This is a genomic window from Bacillus cereus, from assembly GCF_015071065.1.
Taxonomy (GTDB): Bacteria; Bacillota; Bacilli; order Bacillales; family Bacillaceae_G; genus Bacillus_A; species Bacillus_A cereus_BA.
This window is the reverse complement of sequence record NZ_VOVA01000004.1, coordinates 196,153-214,581: the sequence shown is the minus strand read 5'-3', so window position 1 is coordinate 214,581 and position 18,429 is coordinate 196,153. Positions and strand designations below refer to the sequence as shown.

Genomic DNA, 18,429 nt, shown 5'->3' with positions numbered 1-18,429 from the left:
CACCACTCAAACTCACCGCACCTCACAAACAACAGAATAAAAAAACTATCGCACGGCGCGATAGCTTTTTATTGTACATATGCAGCTAATGCTTCTAAAGCTTCTTCTGCATCTGAACCTTCTGTTGTAATTGTTATCATGCTACCAGTTCCGATTGCTAAGCTCATAATCCCCATTATACTCTTTGCATTGACTGTCTTTCCATCTTTCTCAATGAAAATATCAGCATGAAAACGATTTGCCTCTTGTACAAACAACGCAGCCGGACGTGCTTGTAAGCCGTTTTTTAATGCAACTTTAACTAATTTTTGAACCACAGCTCCATTTCCCCTTTAACCTCTTATTTTTTTGCTACTGTTTCCCCCGCGCGTAATTTCTCTGCAATTTCATCGATTTTACGCAAACGATGATTAATACCCGATTTACTAATTTTCCCCCCGGATACCATCTCACCTAACTCTTTCAATGTTACATCTTGATAATCTCTTCGTAACTGTGCAATTTCTCTTAATTTATCTGGCAAAATATCAAGCCCAACCGTCTCATCAATATAGCGGATGTTCTCAATTTGCCTTAGCGCTGCACCAATTGTTTTATTTAAATTAGCTGTTTCGCAGTTAACTAAACGATTTACTGAATTACGCATATCTCGAACAATTCGAATATCTTCAAATCTTAAAAGTGCATTATGAGCACCTATAATATTTAAAAACTCTGTAATTTTCTCAGCTTCTTTCAAATACGTAATGTACCCTTTTCTTCTTTCCAACGTCTTACTATTTAAATCAAATCCGTTCATCAGTTCACATATAGAATCATTATGTTCCTTATATAACGAAAAGATCTCTAAATGATAAGATGATGTTTCTGGGTTATTTACTGAACCACCTGCTAAAAATGCACCGCGTAAATACGATCGTTTACAACATTTCTTCTCGATTAATTCCTGCGATATATTTCGAATAAACGAAAAGTCATCTCGAACAATGTGAAGATCTGCTAATATTTCGCGAGACTTCTCAACAAGCCGCACGATATATACATTATTTTTCTTCAATCGCATTTTTTTACGAACAAGTAATTCTACCGTCACATCATATCCTTTTTTCAAAAGCGTATAAATCCTTCTTGCAATTGCTGCATTTTCCGTTTGAATATCGATAGATAGGCGGCGGTTTGAAAAAGAAAGCGATCCGTTCATTCGAAGCAACGCCGATAATTCTGCTTTTTCACAGCATTCCTTCACTTCAAGATTCGTCAATTCTTTCTTTGTTTCTGATGCAAATGACACAGTCAACACCTCCTTATACTATTACTTTGGAACAAAAATCTTGTCCTATATGAATGAGGAGCGTTACCTCAAACGAGGCAACGCACATTTATAACAACGAATATAAAATAGAAGCTAACTTTAATGTATCATGTCTTACAACACGATCATCATATTTCGCTAATCGATCTTGAATTACTTCGATATTATGTTCAGCAAAGCGGTCTTCATCCACTACAACTGGTCCCGACATTTCTTCCTCATATAACTTACGTAATTCACAAGGAATATCACGATTATTTACAATTGTAGTGTCGATAAATGATTTACCTAAATGATCATGCAGCGCCTGCACATGGTCAAACGCAGTATAGCCCATCGTTTCACCCGCTTGCGTCATAACATTACATACATACACCTTCTTCGCTTTTGCAGCAAGAACAGCGTCCCCAATTTGTTTAACAACTAAATTTGGTAATATACTCGTGTACAGACTTCCTGGACCGAAAACAAGCAAATCAGCTCGTTTAATTTCAGTCAACGTTTCACATAACGGTTCTACGTCTTCTGGAGTTAAAAAGACACGATTAATCTTCTTCCCAGAGTAAGGAATCTTTGATTCACCTGTTACAATTGTTCCATCTTCAAGTTTCGCATGAAGTACCGCACTTTGATTCGCTGCCGGTAATACACGCCCTCTAACATTTAATACTTTACTCGTTTCCGTAATCGCATGGAAAAAGTCTCCTGTAATCGAAGTCATACCTGCCAATAGTAAATTTCCTAACGCATGACCTTTCAGTCCGTCTCCAGTTGTAAAACGGTGCTGAAATAAAGCTTCCACTAGCGGTTCTACATCCGATAACGCAACAAGTACGTTCCGAATATCACCTGGGGGTGGAATTTCAAGTTCATCACGTAGTCTACCTGAACTGCCACCATCATCAGCGACTGTAACAACCGCTGTAATATCAACAGGATATTGCTTTAATCCCCTTAATAAAACAGATAGTCCAGTTCCCCCTCCCATGATGACAATTTTAGGTTTTCTCTCTTTTTTCATCCCTTAATGGCCCTTTCTCTTCTCCACATCACGATGAGATACATGAACGCTATACTCTGGTTTCAAATGTTTCCCAAGGTATTCTGTAAGCGTAACAGAACGGTGTTGCCCACCTGTACATCCAATCGCAATTACAAGTTGACTCTTACCTTCTCTTTTATAATGAGGCAGCATGAAAGTGATAAGATCCGTCAATTTCTCTAAAAACTTATGTGTTTCATTAAATTTCAACACATACGACGAAACTTCTTCATCCAGTCCTGTTAATGGCTTCATATGTGGAATGTAGTATGGATTTGGTAAAAAACGAACATCAAATACTAAATCAGCATCAATTGGAATACCGTACTTAAATCCAAATGACATGACATTTACACGGAATGCTTGCTCAGTTTCTGTTGAGAATAAGTGAACAATTTTTTCTCGTAATTCTTTCGGTTTCAAATCAGATGTATCAAGCACAATATTCGCTCGTGCCTTCATGTCAGTTAACAAACTACGCTCCGCTTCAATTCCCTTTAACGGCAAGCCAGTTTGCGCAAGTGGATGCGAACGTCTCGTTTCTTTATAGCGAGTTACAAGTGTGCTATCTTTCGCATCTAAAAATAAAATATGAGGAATAATCCACGTACGTTCTGATAAATCATCAAGCGCTCCCCATAAATGTTCAAAAAACTCTCGGCCACGTAAATCAATACCGAGTGCTACTTTATTCATTTTCCCTTGTGAATCTGCCATAAGTTCAATAAACTTCGGCAATAACATCGGCGGTAAATTATCTACACAAAAATATCCTAAATCTTCAAAACTTTGTAATGCTACCGTTTTTCCAGCTCCAGACATCCCTGTAATAATTACCATTTTTATATCATTATTCTCTGTCATCGTATCCTCTCCTTGCGGGTTTAACTCGGATCTAATCGATATGAAAGCAACTCAAAATCTGGGGTATATACAAATGTACCGTAGATTATACCATTCCCTTTAATTAAATAATCAATAATGTGATAATCTCCTGGTGCCATTGCTAAATCATCAATTTTATCAAATGTATGCCAACCAATGATGCCTTCTTCGCTCTCTAATTTGTTTTCTCCTGCAAAATCTGTTGCTAAAAAGGAGAACATCATCCATTCAGAAACAACTTTATCACCTTCTTGGATGACAAATGTGAAGACCCCTTTTAACGCTGGGTTCTTTAAATAAATACCTGTTTCCTCACGATACTCGCGAACAACGGAATCTCTTACTGTCTCACCACGCTCCATTTTCCCGCCCGGTGCAACCCACCAATTTCGGCGAGGTTTTTGGAGTAAGAGTACTTCATTATCTCTAATTAACACACAGTTTGTCACTCTTTGCATGTTTCTTCACCTCAGCTACTTGCAGCAAAATTTCTCACTGCATACTCATTTCATTATACTATCAAAAACAGTTTGCTACAACGAAGGTGCCAGTTCCCTTTCGATAAGCAATTGTAAAAATTCTTTCTATAACAAGCAATCAAAATGCCTTACTTCCTACTGAATAGCACATAAAAATCCCCTTAACGATTTTACCGTTAAGGGGACGAAAAGCTTTTATTTCTTACCAAAATAAGTAACAACCGCAAATCCTAACATAAAAGTAATAATTGAACTTACAATTGAAATTCCACCAGTCGGAATACCAGGGAACACAATGACAATCGACCCGATAACAAGCCCAATAATTGCCGCAAATGTCATACTTTTATAACGATCTAACAAATAACTAATTCCTTTACTACTTACAACAAATCCGGCCATCACGCCGGCACCGATAACCGCGATTAACGGTAAATTGAGTGTAGTTAAAGCGTTAATTGCTGTTGGGTACACACCAATAATTAATAAAATAAACGATCCACTAATTCCAGGAAGAAGCATAGCCATACTAGCCATCCATCCTGCGAAAAATAAACCAATTGCATTTAAAATTGTTAACGTCGTAATTGGATCCGCTGCTTTATCGGGTTTAAAGAATACTGTTATTGCAACAAGAATTGCTGCAATTATTAACAGGACAATATGACCACCTTTAAACGTTGCCTTTGCATCAGCTTCTCTCATTAACATCGGTAATATACTAATAATTAAACCGAGGAAGAAAAATTGAGTCGGTTCATAATGATTTGCTAATAAATATTTAATAACGTGACTTAACGTTAGAAAAGCTGCTGCTACACCAGCTGCAAGTGGTATTAAAAATGCTAAATGTTTTTTCCATTCACGACTAAAGAATCCGCTAATTGCTGCGAGTAATTGTTCATAAATCCCTAACACAACAGCGATTGTTCCGCCGCTCACACCAGGAATTAAATCACTAACGCCCATACAAAATCCACGATATATATTACGCCATTCCATACTGAATAAATTCCTCATTTCTTATAGTGATTTTTTCCGTAAATTCTAGTATAACAATAAGAAACATCATATTCTTAATTATTTTTGACAAAAGTTTGACATTTGAACAAAAAAGAAAGCTACCTACCGGTAGCTTTCTTCTCAAAAGGAAAAATACCCTTATTTTTCTGTTACAGTTTTTAATTCTTCTAATAACTCTTCTACATAGTGCTGTGCACTCTGCGCTGCAATACTACCATCGCCTGTTGCAGTTACAATTTGACGAAGCATTTTTTCACGAACATCACCAGCTGCGAAAATACCAGGAACTTTCGTTTCCATACGCTCGTTCGTTTCAAAATAACCATTTTCATTTGTAATACCTAGCTCAACAAACGGTTTTGATAGTGGTAACATACCGATGTATATGAAAACGCCGTCAGTTTTAACTTCTTGTTCTTCTCCACTGTTTACATCTACAAGTGTTACACTTCCTACTTTACCATTTGCATCGTTAATTTCTTTTATAGTGTGATTCCAAATGAAATCTACTTTCTCATTTTGGAAAGCACGATCTTGTAAAATTTTCTGTGCACGAAGAGTGTCACGACGGTGAACGATTGTTACTTTTGATGCGAAGCGTGTTAAGAACACACCCTCTTCAACAGCAGAATCTCCGCCGCCAATAACAACAAGTTCTTTTCCTTTAAAGAATGCACCATCACATACTGCACAATATGATACACCGCGGCCGCCAAGTTCTGTTTCACCTGGCACACCAATTTTTTTATACTCTGCACCGCTTGCAACGATAATTGCACGTGCTTTATATTCTTTTTTACCAGCAATAATTGTTTTGTACTCTTTACCATCGATGATTTCTTTCACATCACCGTATGCATATTCAGCACCAAATTTCTTCGCATGCTCAAACATTTTATTTGATAAGTCTGGTCCTAAAATAGACTCATAACCTGGATAGTTCTCTACATCTTCTGTATTGGCCATTTGTCCACCTGGAATACCACGCTCAAGCATCAGTGTGCTTAAATTCGCACGAGATGTATATACCGCAGCTGTCATACCAGCCGGTCCTGCACCAATAATAATGACATCATAAATTTTTTCTTCTGACACACTATTCACTCCCATTCATTCATACACATTAAGTTACCCTCATTATACTGTTAGCATCATTTTTTTCCCAATGATTTGCCTACCCTACGTGTGCGTGCGCTTAACAGCCTGCACATACTTTCGTACAGTCGCTACAGATACATTATATACATCGCCAAGCTCTGCCTGTGTCATCTTATTTCTTTGTTCGCCGCGCACAATGTATTCAATTGCCGCTGACCAACCGTACACATTTGTAAAAGTCGCTCCAGATGTATATAAACGTATGAACGTACAAAACCAAAAATTTAAACACTCTTCGATTAATTCATCGTCTTTTTTCGTATAATTGTATAATGCATCCGCGATTCGTACGCACTGTTCAAATTGCTGTAAATCAGCTGGGATGCTTTTATGACTATTAAGTAAAAAGAAATATTTTGCAAGTTGCGATACGATTGGAACACCATTTTTCGCTTGCGTTACATCAAAGAAGAATCCAACCTTCTCTGGTGTTGACAATTCATTCATTAAATATAAAGCTAGCATTTTCTCTTCTAGCGTCGTACTTTGCTGAAATGATTTTCGTAACTCTTCAAATAAAAGATTTTGTCCTTCATCTGCTAAATTCAGTGCATTCCACGGTTCTTTTCCTTTTTTATCAGGATGCAATTCTACAACATGTTGCCACATCTTTTCAGCTACTTGCTGTTCCTTCACCATATACGCTGAGTATGCAAACCAGTAATAAAAACTAACGTCTCCTTCGTACCCTTGACGCTTTAATACTTTGAACCATTTATATGCAGGTTCAAAATGACCAATTGTTGCAAGTGTTGTTCCAAGTTTCAAACGATGCTCAAATGAAATTGGATATACCGAAACTAACTGCCCTGCTAATGACTCTACTTGCTTATGTTCTCCAATTGAATATAGAAAAATAAGCGTATTACAAAGCGCATGCATATTACCAGGATTTTTCTCTAAAATCATTTCTGTTAACTTAAGCGCTTGATCTACATTACCTGATTGAAAATGTGCAATCGCTAAATTATTATGGCCCGACCAAAATTCTGGATATTCTTTCGTAACAACTTCTAGTGTAGCAATCGCCTCTTCTAATTGTCCGTTACGAATGTAGCGGTTCGCTTCTTCTTGCATAACAATTAGCTCATCTTCATCCTCAATCTCTTCCGCACCCATTGCTTCTTCTTCCATAATCTCAAGCAATTCTAATGTATCTTCTACGAATTCCTTCTCTTCCGCAACTTCTAAATATCGCTCTGCATACTTCTTCGCCTGTTGAAACAAGCCCATATATGCATAATTATTTGCAATAAAATAATAGCATTGCTCAAGTTCAGGATTGGATCTAACAAGCTTTAGAAATATCTGATTCGACTCTTGATATTCACCAGATTCAGATAATGCTATTGCTAGTTGGCATAAAATAAACGGCTCCTTCTCGCTTTGTGCTGCTCTTCGAAAATATTTAATTGCATCTTGCAATTTTTGCCCTTTATAAGCCCTCATCCCTTTTTTATAAAAGAAGTCCGCTAACTGATTAAAAGAGATAACTTGTCCGTTCTCCTTATATATTCTTTGATTTTTCCCCATATATCCTCCAGTTTTTTGTTTTCTTCGTTCACACATTCTTCTATCTATAAGTATAAACGATTCCGTAAAAAACAAAACAGTATATTATAATCAAATATTTCCTTTTTATTCATAAAAAGAGAAGGGAAATGTTACATTTTTAACATCAACCTTCTCTAGTGGCCATTTCCTCTTTCGTATAAATAATACGCATCGGATTCCCACCTACGAAAGCACCGCCTGGTATATCTTTATGGACAAGTGTGCCTGCAGAAACGATAGCACCATCTCCAATCGTCACACCTGGTAAAACTGTCGTATTCGCTCCAATCATAACTCCATTCCCTATGACGATTTCTCCGAGTCGATACTCACGAATTAAATATTCATGCGCTAAAAGCGTTGTATTATAGCCGATAATTGAATTGTCTCCCACAGTAATCTTTTCTGGAAACATAATATCTGGCGTTACCATAAGTGCAAACGACGTTTTCTTTCCTACTTCCATCCGTAAAAACGTGCGATATAACCAATTCTTCACGGATAAAAATGGCGTGTAACGTGCGATTTGGATGATAATAAAGTTTTTCATTACCTTCCAAAAAGAAACCGTTTTATACACATTCCACAATGAATTTTCTCCTGAAACAGGATAGCGCGTTGTCCGTCGCACTGAACTCTCTCCTCTACTTATATAAAGTGACACTTTAACCGGTAGGAACCCTTTTCCCCACTGATTACTAACTCTCCTCAATCAAGCATTTACAGGCAGGAGTCTTACTAACCATTAATACGGGACAAAATCGGTAGTAAATCACTCATTTTATCTAGCACATAATCTGGTTTATACGCTTCTAAATACGCTCTACCTTTCAATGTCCATGAAACCGCTACTGTTTTCGTACCTGCATTTTGTCCACCGACGATATCATGGTGATTATCACCAACCATCAATGTTTCTTCTGGCTTTGCATCTAATAATTCGAGCGCTTTTTGAAGTGGTTCCGGATGTGGTTTCACATGTTCCACATCATCAATTGTCACGACAACATCAAAAAACTGATCAAGTTTCGAAAGTTTTAATCCCATTTCAACCGTCTGTCTCGCTTTCGTTGTAACGATGCCGATTTTATAACCTTGCTTCTTCAATTCTTGAACCGTTTCATATACAGTTTCATATTCTTCCACTAATTCATCATGATGCTCATGATTAAATTGACGATAACATGTAATCATCTCTTCAACCTTACTTGCATCAATCTTACTAAAAGTGTCATGCAAAGATGGACCGATAAATGGCAATACATCTTCACGCTTATACTGATTAGAATAATAGTGATTTAACGTATGTAAAAAAGAAGAGATAATAAGTTCATTTGTATTAATTAACGTTCCATCTAAATCAAATAACACTGTATTTATTTTCATCGTCCTTAATCCTTTCATTACCTGAATATGAAAGAAGCAGCATCTTATATAAGATGCTACTTTTCTCTAATTTTCTAAATATCTTTTATCAGCTTGCCCCATTTTTCGTCTCACAATAATGAAAATGATAGAAATAACAACAATTCCAATAGACATTACTTGTGCAATACGAAGTGGTCCTAACATTAAACTATCTGTACGCAAACCTTCTACGAAGAAGCGTCCCACTGAATACCAAATTAAATATGTGAAGAATAATTCACCACGGCGTAAATTCGCTTTTCGTAACGCGAGTAGTAAAATAACACCTGCAAAGTTCCATAATGATTCATATAAAAACGTTGGGTGATAATACACACCATCAATGTACATTTGGTTAATAATGAAATCCGGTAAATGAAGACCTTCTAAAAACTGTCTCGTTACTTCATCACCATGCGCCTCTTGGTTCATAAAGTTTCCCCATCGGCCAATTGCTTGTCCTAATAAAATACTCGGCGCAGCAATATCCGCTAACTTCCAGAATGAAAGCCCGCGTCGTTTCGCAAAAAGGATTCCTGTAATAACAGCCCCGATTAAACCACCATGAATCGCCAAACCACCTTGACGAATATTAATAATTTGACTCGGATTTTGTGAATAATATTCCCATTCAAAAATGACATAATACATTCTCGCAAAAAGAATGGCAATTGGTACTGCGATTAATACAAGGTCGATAAATGTATCTTTGTGAATACCAAGCCTTTCTCCCTCGCGAGTTGCTAGCCAAAGACCTAATAGCACACCTGTACCGATAATAACCCCATACCAATAAACAGGGAACGGTCCAAGTTGGACTGCTATACGGTCAAGCTGTGGTACAGAACCTAACAGCATATGTATGACCTCCCTCTCCAGAGTCTACTCTTGATTTCCTAACTCAATCGCACTCATTAATCGTTCAGAGAACTGTTGTGCTGCATTGACTCCCATACGTTTTAATCTGAAGTTCATCGCTGCTACTTCAATAATAACAGCCAAGTTTCGACCAGGACGAACTGGAAGTGTAATCTTCGTAAGTTCTGTATCAATAATCTTCATCTTCTCTTCATCAAGACCTAAGCGATCATAATTTTTCTTTTGATCCCAAATTTCAAGATTAATAACAAGCGTAATACGTTTATAATTTCGTACTGCCCCTGCACCGAATAACGTCATTACGTTAATGATACCTAGACCACGAATTTCTAATAAGTGCTCAATTAAATCAGGTGAGCTTCCTACTAATGTGTCTTCATCTTCTTGACGAATTTCTACGCTATCATCCGCAACAAGGCGGTGACCACGCTTTACAAGTTCAAGCGCTGTCTCACTTTTCCCGACACCACTTTGACCTGTAATTAAAACACCAACGCCATAAATATCTACTAACACACCATGAACAGCTGTTGTTGGCGCTAACTTACCTTCTAAATAATTTGTTAAACGACTTGATAATCTCGTCGTCGTTTGAGCAGAACGTAATAAAGGCACACCTGATTCACGTGATGCTTGTAATAACTCATCCGGCACATCTTGATTACGAGTTACAATAATACAAGGTGTCTCTTCAGTACAAAGCGCTTTCATTCTCTCTTGCTTTTGCTCTGTCGTTAACGTATCAAAGAACGTAAGCTCCGTTTTTCCAAGAAGCTGCACGCGATCAGCTGGATAATATGTAAAAAATCCTGCCATTTCAATTCCAGGTCGTGATAAATCACTCGTATCAATCGGACGATGAATCCCTTCTTCACCACTTACTAACTCCAACTGAAATTGTTCAATTAAATCTTTTGTCCTTACTTTCGGCATATGTATAAACCTCCACTCCGCTGCGGGTTCAGTCTCATTTGATGTAAAATTCTATTCTATCGGATATTGTACCATTTTTTTCTGGAAACAAGAAACACGGTTTCTAATAAATAGAAAAAAACATTTCATATGAATCATGAAATGTTTTTCTTTTTGTCATTTTCTCTTTTTTTCATATAACGGTTCAACAATTGCCTTTTCAATTATCATATTAAAAATCGAAATACAAATTGCCGCAACAATCGCTACACCAAAACCTGTTATATTAAAAGCATCTCCTAATAATGAATCTGCTATTTTTAACGTAATCGCATTAATAACAATTAAGAAGAAACCGAAAGTTACAAGAGTAATTGGTAGCGTAATTAAAATTAAAAACGGCTTTACGAACACATTTAAAATCGCCAATATAATACTCGCAATAATTGCAGTTTGTATGTTTGCTACGTAAAATGCATCTGGTGCAATCCCTTTTAAAAGTCCTGATACAGCGATTAACACAACGCTATTTACAAGAAGTGATACAATCCATCTCATTTCGTTACACATCCTTTTGACATATATATTTCATCATACGCTAATAGATAATAAACGCAAGTATCATACAAATACTTATACCAACTTATTCTATTCTTCATGCTTGTATACCTACTAACAATCTTACCAGTTTTCCCTTGCAAAATACGGTCCGCACCATCTATGTTCATGAGTTTTCACAAAGGTCCAAGTAAAATCTTTATCTACAATATAAACATCACCTTTATACGCATCGTCTGTCTCCCGTAATATATCATCCATATATAATAAACTCGCATCCCTTATTAACAGTACTTCATCACAATGTTGATAGAATATATAACAATCCTTTTTCACTTCATTATGGAATGCATCCTCTGCTTCTGTCCCTACTGAACACTTCTTTTTCTCATAACTAAATATGTGCCAAAGATAACCACATGCATACTTATCTCCATAAAGAAAAATGTCTTCTTTTTCTTCATCGCTTAAATGATTTGCAAAACAATCTTCCCAGCGCTTCCGAAAATATACGCCCCACTTTTGAAACTCTCTAACCCTCATATTTTTCTTCCTTAATCCCTCTACAAACTCCATTTTCTCCCCCTATAAAACAAAAACCGAGCGTCATTTCCACTCGGTTTTCATTAACAACTTATTGTGATAACTCTACTTCTTTTATTTTCTCTTTCATTCTTGCTTTATCACGATCTAAAATCTCTTTTAAATACTTACCTGTATACGAGCATTCTTCTTTCACTACTTGTTCTGGCGTTCCGGAAGCAACGATTTGTCCGCCTTTGTCTCCGCCTTCTGGTCCAAGGTCAATGATATAATCAGCTGTTTTAATAACATCTAAATTATGCTCAATTACAAGTACTGTCTCACCACTCTCAACAAGACGTTGCAACACTTCTAGAAGACGTGCAATATCATGTGCATGTAAGCCAGTCGTTGGCTCATCTAAAATGTATAACGTACGCCCTGTAGAACGACGATGTAATTCAGAAGCTAATTTCACACGCTGCGCCTCACCACCTGATAACGTCGTAGCTGGTTGTCCTAATTTCATATAACCAAGTCCTACATCTACAAGTGTTTGAAGTTTACGCTTAATTTTTGGGATATTAGCAAAGAACTCTACCCCATCTTCAATTGTCATCCCTAACACTTCAGAAATATTCTTATCTTTATATTTCACTTCTAACGTTTCACGGTTGTAACGTTTACCGTGACAAACTTCACACGGAACATACACGTCTGGTAAGAAATGCATTTCAATTTTAATAATTCCATCACCACGACACGCTTCACAACGGCCGCCTTTTACGTTAAAGCTGAAACGTCCTTTTTGATATCCACGCACTTTCGCTTCATTCGTTTGCGCAAATACATCACGAATATCATCAAATACACCCGTATATGTTGCTGGGTTGGAACGTGGTGTACGCCCGATTGGTGATTGATCAATATCAATAACTTTATCTAACTGCTCAAGACCTTTAATTTCTTTATGAGACCCTGGCTTCGCTTTCGCTTTATATAACTTTTGAGCTAACGATTTGTATAGTACTTCATTAATTATCGTACTTTTTCCAGAGCCAGATACGCCTGTTACTGCTACAAATGTTCCTAGAGGGAATGACATTTTCGCGTTTTTCAAGTTATTTTCTTTCGCACCGACAATCTCCACTTTACGTCCGTCACCTTTACGTCGCTCAAGTGGTACCGGAATAAACTCTTTACCGCTTAAATATTTCCCTGTTAATGAATTCTCGTCTTGCATAACTTCAGCTGGTGTACCTGCTGATACAACTTGACCACCATGAATACCTGCACCGGGTCCAATATCAAGTAAATAATCAGCAGCCATCATCGTATCTTCATCATGCTCAACAACGATTAACGTATTTCCTAAATCACGCATTTCCTGCAAAGTACGAATAAGACGTTCATTATCACGCTGATGCAAACCGATAGAAGGCTCATCAAGAATGTAAAGTACACCCGTAAGACGAGAACCAATTTGCGTTGCTAAACGAATACGCTGCGCCTCACCACCCGATAAAGTTCCTGCGGGACGACTTAACGTTAAATAATCTAAACCGACGTTCACTAAGAACCCAACGCGCTCCTGAATTTCTCTTAAAATTAAATGGGCAATTTTCTGTTGTTTCTCCGTTAATTCAACAGTTGAGAAGAACTCCTGTACTTCTTGAACAGAATATTTCGTTACATCGGCAATCGTTTTATCACCAACGAAAACAGCTAAACTCTCAGGCTTTAAGCGTCCACCTTTACACTTCGGACAAGCTTGCTCAGCCATATATTTCTCCATTTGCTCACGCACATAATCAGAACTCGTCTCACGATAACGACGCTCGATATTCGGAATAACACCCTCAAATAAAATGTCATTTTCTTTCACTTGACCAAATTCATTCACATAGCGGAAATAAACCTTCTCTTCCCCGCTTCCGTACAACACTTTATCAAATAAATCTTTCGGTATATCTTTCACCGGCATATCCATATCGATGCCGTAATGATTACACACAGATTTTAATAATTGCGGGTAATATTGCGAACTTGTCGGTTCCCAAGGAGCAATCGCATGTTCATTTAATGATACATCCCAGTTCGGAATAACAAGTTCTAAATCTACCTCTAACTTCGAGCCAAGTCCATCACAAGAAGGACACGCGCCGAACGGACTATTGAACGAGAACATACGCGGCTCTAATTCTCCGATTGAAAAACCACAATGTGGACAAGCATGATGTTCACTAAATAGAAGTTCTTCCTCTCCCATTACATCGATTAAAACTCGGCCCCCGCCAAGCTTTAAAGCACTTTCGAGTGAATCTGCAAGTCGGCTTGCAATTCCTTCTTTCACAACAATACGGTCAATAACAACTTCAATTGAATGCTTCTTATTTTTTTCTAACGTAATCTCTTCAGATACATCCAGCATCTCTCCATCAACGCGCACACGAACATAACCTTGCTTCTTAATATCTTCTAATACTTTCACATGCGTACCTTTACGCCCTGACACGATAGGCGCTAGCACTTGCAACTTCGTACGTTCAGGATATTCAAGAACGCGGTCTACCATCTGTTCCACTGTTTGTGATGTAATTTCAATTCCATGATTCGGACAAATCGGCGTACCAATTCGCGCGAATAATAAACGTAAATAATCATAAATCTCTGTTACCGTTCCAACCGTTGAACGAGGATTACGACTCGTCGTTTTTTGATCAATTGAAATCGCTGGAGATAAACCTTCAATCGTATCAACATCCGGCTTATCCATTTGCCCTAAAAACTGGCGTGCATACGCGGATAAAGATTCCACGTATCTACGCTGTCCTTCTGCATAAATCGTATCGAATGCTAACGATGATTTTCCTGAACCAGACAATCCCGTCACAACAACAAGCTGATTTCTCGGAATGGTTACGTCAATATTTTTTAAATTATGCGCTCTAGCACCTTTTACAACAATAAAATCTTTACTCACTCTTTTCACCCTTCCGCTTTTAATTCCAATAGTAAATCTCTTAATTCAGCTGCACGCTCGAAATCTAACGCTTTTGCTGCTTCCTTCATCTCTGCTTCCATCTTCGCAATTGTATTTTCACGTTCTTTTTTCGTCATCTTCTTAGCTGGTGCTACTTCATATGTTTCCGTATCCTCAGCTGCTGTTGTCGCACGAATAGCGTCACGTACTCCTTTTTGAATCGTCTTCGGCGTAATACCATGCTCTTCATTGTAAGCTTCTTGTATACTACGACGACGCTGCGTTTCTTCAATCGCAATTCCCATTGATCTCGTTATGCGATCTGCGTACATAATAACGCGGCCGTTTGCATTACGCGCCGCACGACCAATTGTTTGAATTAATGAACGCTCTGAACGTAGGAATCCTTCCTTATCAGCATCTAAAATAGCTACAAGTGATACTTCTGGAATATCTAACCCTTCTCGTAATAAGTTAATACCGACAAGTACATCAAATTTACCAAGGCGAAGGTCCCGGATAATTTCAATACGTTCTAACGTTTTAATTTCAGAGTGAAGATAGTTCACCTTAATTCCTACATCTTTCAAGTAATCCGTTAAATCCTCTGACATTTTTTTCGTTAAAGTCGTAATTAATACACGTTCATTTTTCGCAATCCGGTCATGGATTTCTCCTAATAAATCATCTATTTGTCCTTCAATTGGTCGTATATCAATTGGTGGATCTAAAAGCCCTGTTGGACGAATAATTTGTTCTACTACTTCCGGTGACTGCTCTAACTCGTATGGTCCTGGCGTTGCCGAAACGTAAATAACTTGATTCGTTTTCTCTTCAAACTCATCAAACGTGAGCGGTCTATTATCTAAAGCTGATGGCAGACGGAATCCATGATCCACAAGCACTTGCTTACGCGCTTGGTCCCCGTTATACATCGCTCTTACTTGCGGCAACGATACGTGCGACTCATCCATAACAATTAAGAAATCCTCTGGAAAATAGTCCAAAAGTGTATATGGTGTTGAACCTGCTGGACGAAGTGTTAAATGACGGGAATAGTTTTCAATCCCTGAACAAAAACCCATCTCACGCATCATTTCTAAATCATAGCGTGTACGTTGTTCTATACGCTGCGCTTCTAACAACTTACCGTTATCATTTAATTCTTTTAAACGTTCTTCTAATTCTTTTTCAATATTTTCAATAGCGACCTTCAGCTTTTCTTCACGTGTAACGAAGTGAGATGCCGGGAAGATTGCTACATGATCACGTTCTGCTAATACTTCACCCGTTAATGCATTTACTTCTCGAATACGGTCTATTTCATCCCCGAAAAATTCAATTCGAATACAATGCTCGTCAAGTGATGCGGGGAAGATTTCAACTACATCTCCGCGCACACGGAATGTACCACGCTTGAAATCAATATCATTACGGCCATACTGTACATCAACAAGTTCACGAAGTAATTGATTGCGGTCCTTTTCCATACCAACTCGAAGTGAAACAACTAACTCGCGGTATTCTTCCGGAGAACCTAAACCGTATATGCACGACACACTCGCAACGATAATAACATCATCTCGTTCAAATAAGGAAGACGTTGCCGAGTGGCGTAATTTATCAATTTCATCGTTAATTTGCGCATCTTTTTCAATAAACGTATCCGTATGTGGTACGTACGCTTCCGGCTGATAATAATCGTAATAACTAACAAAATACTCAACAGAATTGTTAGGAAAGAAATCTTTCAGTTCACTATATAACTGTCCTGCTAACGTTTTATTATGAGCCATTACAAGTGTTGGCTTCTGCACTTCTTTAATGACATTTGAAATCGTAAATGTCTTACCCGTTCCTGTCGCTCCAAGCAACACTTGCTTTTTCTTTCCACTATTAATTCCCTCTACAAGCTTCTCTATCGCTCCCGGCTGATCACCTTGCGGGGAATACTCTGAGATAATTTCAAATTGATGTTCCAAGTGAAATCCGACCTCCTCATAAAAAATCTGTATTATTATTTTAACACGAATGCCTATAAAAAACCTAAAAAAACGAACAGATATTCGGTAAAGTTTTCGACAAGTTATACATAAAAAAAGGAAGGAGAACATACTTCCTTCCTCAGCAAACCTTATTTCAGGGTGACATATAAAACTTGCTCTTTTCCCTACTGTCATCCTCTCCTATACAAACTATTGATATACTAGAAAAAACTATACCAAATTTACAAGAAGCTACTTTCCTCTACGAAAGTAGCTTTTCTTTTTCTTTCTCCTTTTTCGGGAAAATCACATAAGAAAATGAAATTACTGTATCCACTAAAAATATAACCGCCCAAACTTGGCTCACGCGACTTGCAGCTTTATTTAAAACGATTCCCGACTCTAGCCAATTTCTCCATTGCTCAAATGGTACGAACCCATACATGAAGAAAAAGATTATGTGAACAACAACAAACAAAGCCAGATGCAATACCCAATTTTTCATTTCCTGCTTCGCATGTGCCCTACCTGTTACTTCAAGTGGTTCTTCGATAATAGGCGCCGGTTCATTCCGCCATTTCGCAATTAATTTTTGTACAAATATATCAAGCTTCTTCAAATCCTTTTTCCCGTAAAAGACAGCATACAATAAAATGATTACCGTAATGATTTGAAAATTAGAGAACTTCCCTGTTTGATAATAGTCCACTACCCCTAAAGTTAAAATAAACACTTCATTTACGAGTAACACAATCCCCATAATAAAGCTCGCCTTTTTCAAGCGAAATCCGTACCTTAGTAAAAAGAAACCAATAGCCGATAACCAAAATACAATCTCTGCCCCAATTAAAAAATACCAACGATATTCTGCGAGTATACTCATTTATCCCTCTCCCTTTCGTCATATATACGAAAAGCCTCATCCATATATACTAGAAGCTCTTCCTCAATTGGATACATACTCATTTTCTGTGAATCTTCTTTTGACTTTCTTACTTCCCACAATTTATCTAAAAATGCTTCATCACCATTTGCCATCTCTAAACACTTCAGCATTAATTTCTTCGTTGCCCCTTGTACCTCATCATTTGTTGCTTCCTTACCGTCTTTCATAAAGTTACGTAATTGCTTTAATAAATCTACCCACTCTAACACATTCGGATCTTCCTCACTCATATTTGGCAAATTATGAAGTAAATCTTGCTCTTCCTTTGAAAACAGTTCATTTTGGAATATTTCACGTATTCGAGGAGACTGTTTCGAAAGCTGAATGAGTTCAAACATAACTTTCCAATCCAGTTCTCCTTCCACATCTACCGAATAAACAACCGCCTGTAATACACGCTCCATTCGATTAAATTTCTTTTGTTCTTCCTGTACAAATCTAAGTTGCTTTTCAAGCGAGTCTTTTAAGTTAAGTTCACCTGTTACTAACATATTCGCAACCTCTTTTAATGAAAAACCCATTTCTTTTAAAAATAAAATTTGCTGCAAACGAACAACATTTCTCTCGCTATATAACCGATGTCCCCCATCAGTTTTTCCACTCGGCTTTAATAAATCGATTTGATCATAATAACGTAACGTCCTTACTGTAATTCCTGTTTCCCTCGTTAGTTCTTGAATTGAAATCAACTCCATCACCTCTTCTTTTTCATTATAAAAGATGACGTAACGTAACTTTCAAGCGATTTGTAAAAAAAATACAAAAAGCTGTTTATACCTTTTGT

At 37.5% G+C, this 18,429-nt stretch carries 18 protein-coding genes; all 18 read right to left on the bottom strand.

Annotation, left to right across the window (positions count from 1 at the left end; all coding sequences use genetic code 11):
* Nucleotides 1-68: 68 nt before the first annotated feature.
* Nucleotides 69-317 (bottom strand): HPr family phosphocarrier protein, encoded by a 249-nt coding sequence (locus FT637_RS14330; RefSeq protein WP_002068337.1) that lies wholly within the window; start codon nucleotides 315-317, stop codon nucleotides 69-71.
* A 23-nt stretch (nucleotides 318-340) separates the two neighbouring features.
* Nucleotides 341-1,291, bottom strand: coding sequence for a DNA-binding protein WhiA (gene whiA, locus FT637_RS14325; protein WP_193646877.1), 951 nt, complete (start codon nucleotides 1,289-1,291; stop codon nucleotides 341-343).
* 88 nt (nucleotides 1,292-1,379) lie between these two features.
* A complete protein-coding gene (locus tag FT637_RS14320; RefSeq protein ID WP_193646876.1) occupies nucleotides 1,380-2,333 on the bottom strand; it encodes a gluconeogenesis factor YvcK family protein in 954 nt (317 codons plus the stop codon).
* 3 nt (nucleotides 2,334-2,336) lie between these two features.
* Complete coding sequence (gene rapZ / locus FT637_RS14315) at nucleotides 2,337-3,218, bottom strand: RNase adapter RapZ (RefSeq protein WP_193646875.1); 882 nt, start codon at nucleotides 3,216-3,218, stop codon at nucleotides 2,337-2,339.
* A 20-nt stretch (nucleotides 3,219-3,238) separates the two neighbouring features.
* The gene (locus FT637_RS14310) at nucleotides 3,239-3,697 is read right to left on the bottom strand and encodes an NUDIX hydrolase (protein ID WP_001190080.1); all 459 of its coding nucleotides are present in this window, start codon (nucleotides 3,695-3,697) and stop codon (nucleotides 3,239-3,241) included.
* A 216-nt stretch (nucleotides 3,698-3,913) separates the two neighbouring features.
* Nucleotides 3,914-4,720 carry a DUF368 domain-containing protein gene (locus FT637_RS14305; RefSeq protein WP_193646874.1) on the bottom strand — a complete coding sequence of 269 codons (807 nt, stop codon included), beginning with the start codon at nucleotides 4,718-4,720 and terminating at the stop codon, nucleotides 3,914-3,916.
* A gap of 159 nt (nucleotides 4,721-4,879) precedes the next feature.
* Nucleotides 4,880-5,836 carry a thioredoxin-disulfide reductase gene (trxB, locus tag FT637_RS14300; protein WP_193646873.1) on the bottom strand — a complete coding sequence of 319 codons (957 nt, stop codon included), beginning with the start codon at nucleotides 5,834-5,836 and terminating at the stop codon, nucleotides 4,880-4,882.
* A gap of 84 nt (nucleotides 5,837-5,920) precedes the next feature.
* Nucleotides 5,921-7,432 (bottom strand): tetratricopeptide repeat protein, encoded by a 1,512-nt coding sequence (locus tag FT637_RS14295; RefSeq protein ID WP_193646872.1) that lies wholly within the window; start codon nucleotides 7,430-7,432, stop codon nucleotides 5,921-5,923.
* A gap of 145 nt (nucleotides 7,433-7,577) precedes the next feature.
* Nucleotides 7,578-8,084: an acyltransferase gene (locus FT637_RS14290; protein WP_193646871.1), complete on the bottom strand. Its 507-nt coding sequence runs from the start codon at nucleotides 8,082-8,084 to the stop codon at nucleotides 7,578-7,580.
* Between the two features lie 107 nt (nucleotides 8,085-8,191).
* A complete protein-coding gene (ppaX, locus tag FT637_RS14285) occupies nucleotides 8,192-8,839 on the bottom strand; it encodes a pyrophosphatase PpaX (protein WP_002112826.1) in 648 nt (215 codons plus the stop codon).
* A 66-nt stretch (nucleotides 8,840-8,905) separates the two neighbouring features.
* The gene (gene lgt, locus FT637_RS14280; RefSeq protein ID WP_000924228.1) at nucleotides 8,906-9,718 is read right to left on the bottom strand and encodes a prolipoprotein diacylglyceryl transferase; all 813 of its coding nucleotides are present in this window, start codon (nucleotides 9,716-9,718) and stop codon (nucleotides 8,906-8,908) included.
* Between the two features lie 24 nt (nucleotides 9,719-9,742).
* On the bottom strand, nucleotides 9,743-10,672 hold the full coding sequence (hprK, locus tag FT637_RS14275) for an HPr(Ser) kinase/phosphatase (protein ID WP_002016091.1): 930 nt from the start codon (nucleotides 10,670-10,672) through the stop codon (nucleotides 9,743-9,745).
* 156 nt (nucleotides 10,673-10,828) lie between these two features.
* On the bottom strand, nucleotides 10,829-11,209 hold the full coding sequence (locus FT637_RS14270) for a phage holin family protein (RefSeq protein ID WP_193646870.1): 381 nt from the start codon (nucleotides 11,207-11,209) through the stop codon (nucleotides 10,829-10,831).
* A 123-nt stretch (nucleotides 11,210-11,332) separates the two neighbouring features.
* Nucleotides 11,333-11,785, bottom strand: coding sequence for a DUF4275 family protein (locus FT637_RS14265; RefSeq protein ID WP_193646869.1), 453 nt, complete (start codon nucleotides 11,783-11,785; stop codon nucleotides 11,333-11,335).
* Between the two features lie 58 nt (nucleotides 11,786-11,843).
* A complete protein-coding gene (gene uvrA / locus FT637_RS14260; RefSeq protein ID WP_193646868.1) occupies nucleotides 11,844-14,714 on the bottom strand; it encodes an excinuclease ABC subunit UvrA in 2,871 nt (956 codons plus the stop codon).
* Between the two features lie 5 nt (nucleotides 14,715-14,719).
* Entirely contained in the window at nucleotides 14,720-16,696 is a 1,977-nt protein-coding gene (uvrB, locus tag FT637_RS14255; protein WP_193646867.1) for an excinuclease ABC subunit B, read from the bottom strand.
* Nucleotides 16,697-16,961: 265 nt separating this feature from the next.
* The gene (locus tag FT637_RS14250) at nucleotides 16,962-17,582 is read right to left on the bottom strand and encodes a hypothetical protein (RefSeq protein WP_193646866.1); all 621 of its coding nucleotides are present in this window, start codon (nucleotides 17,580-17,582) and stop codon (nucleotides 16,962-16,964) included.
* Nucleotides 17,579-18,340, bottom strand: coding sequence for a MerR family transcriptional regulator (locus tag FT637_RS14245; protein ID WP_193646865.1), 762 nt, complete (start codon nucleotides 18,338-18,340; stop codon nucleotides 17,579-17,581). Before FT637_RS14245 ends, FT637_RS14250 begins: the two co-directional genes overlap by 4 nt.
* Between the last annotated feature and the right edge of the window lie 89 nt (nucleotides 18,341-18,429).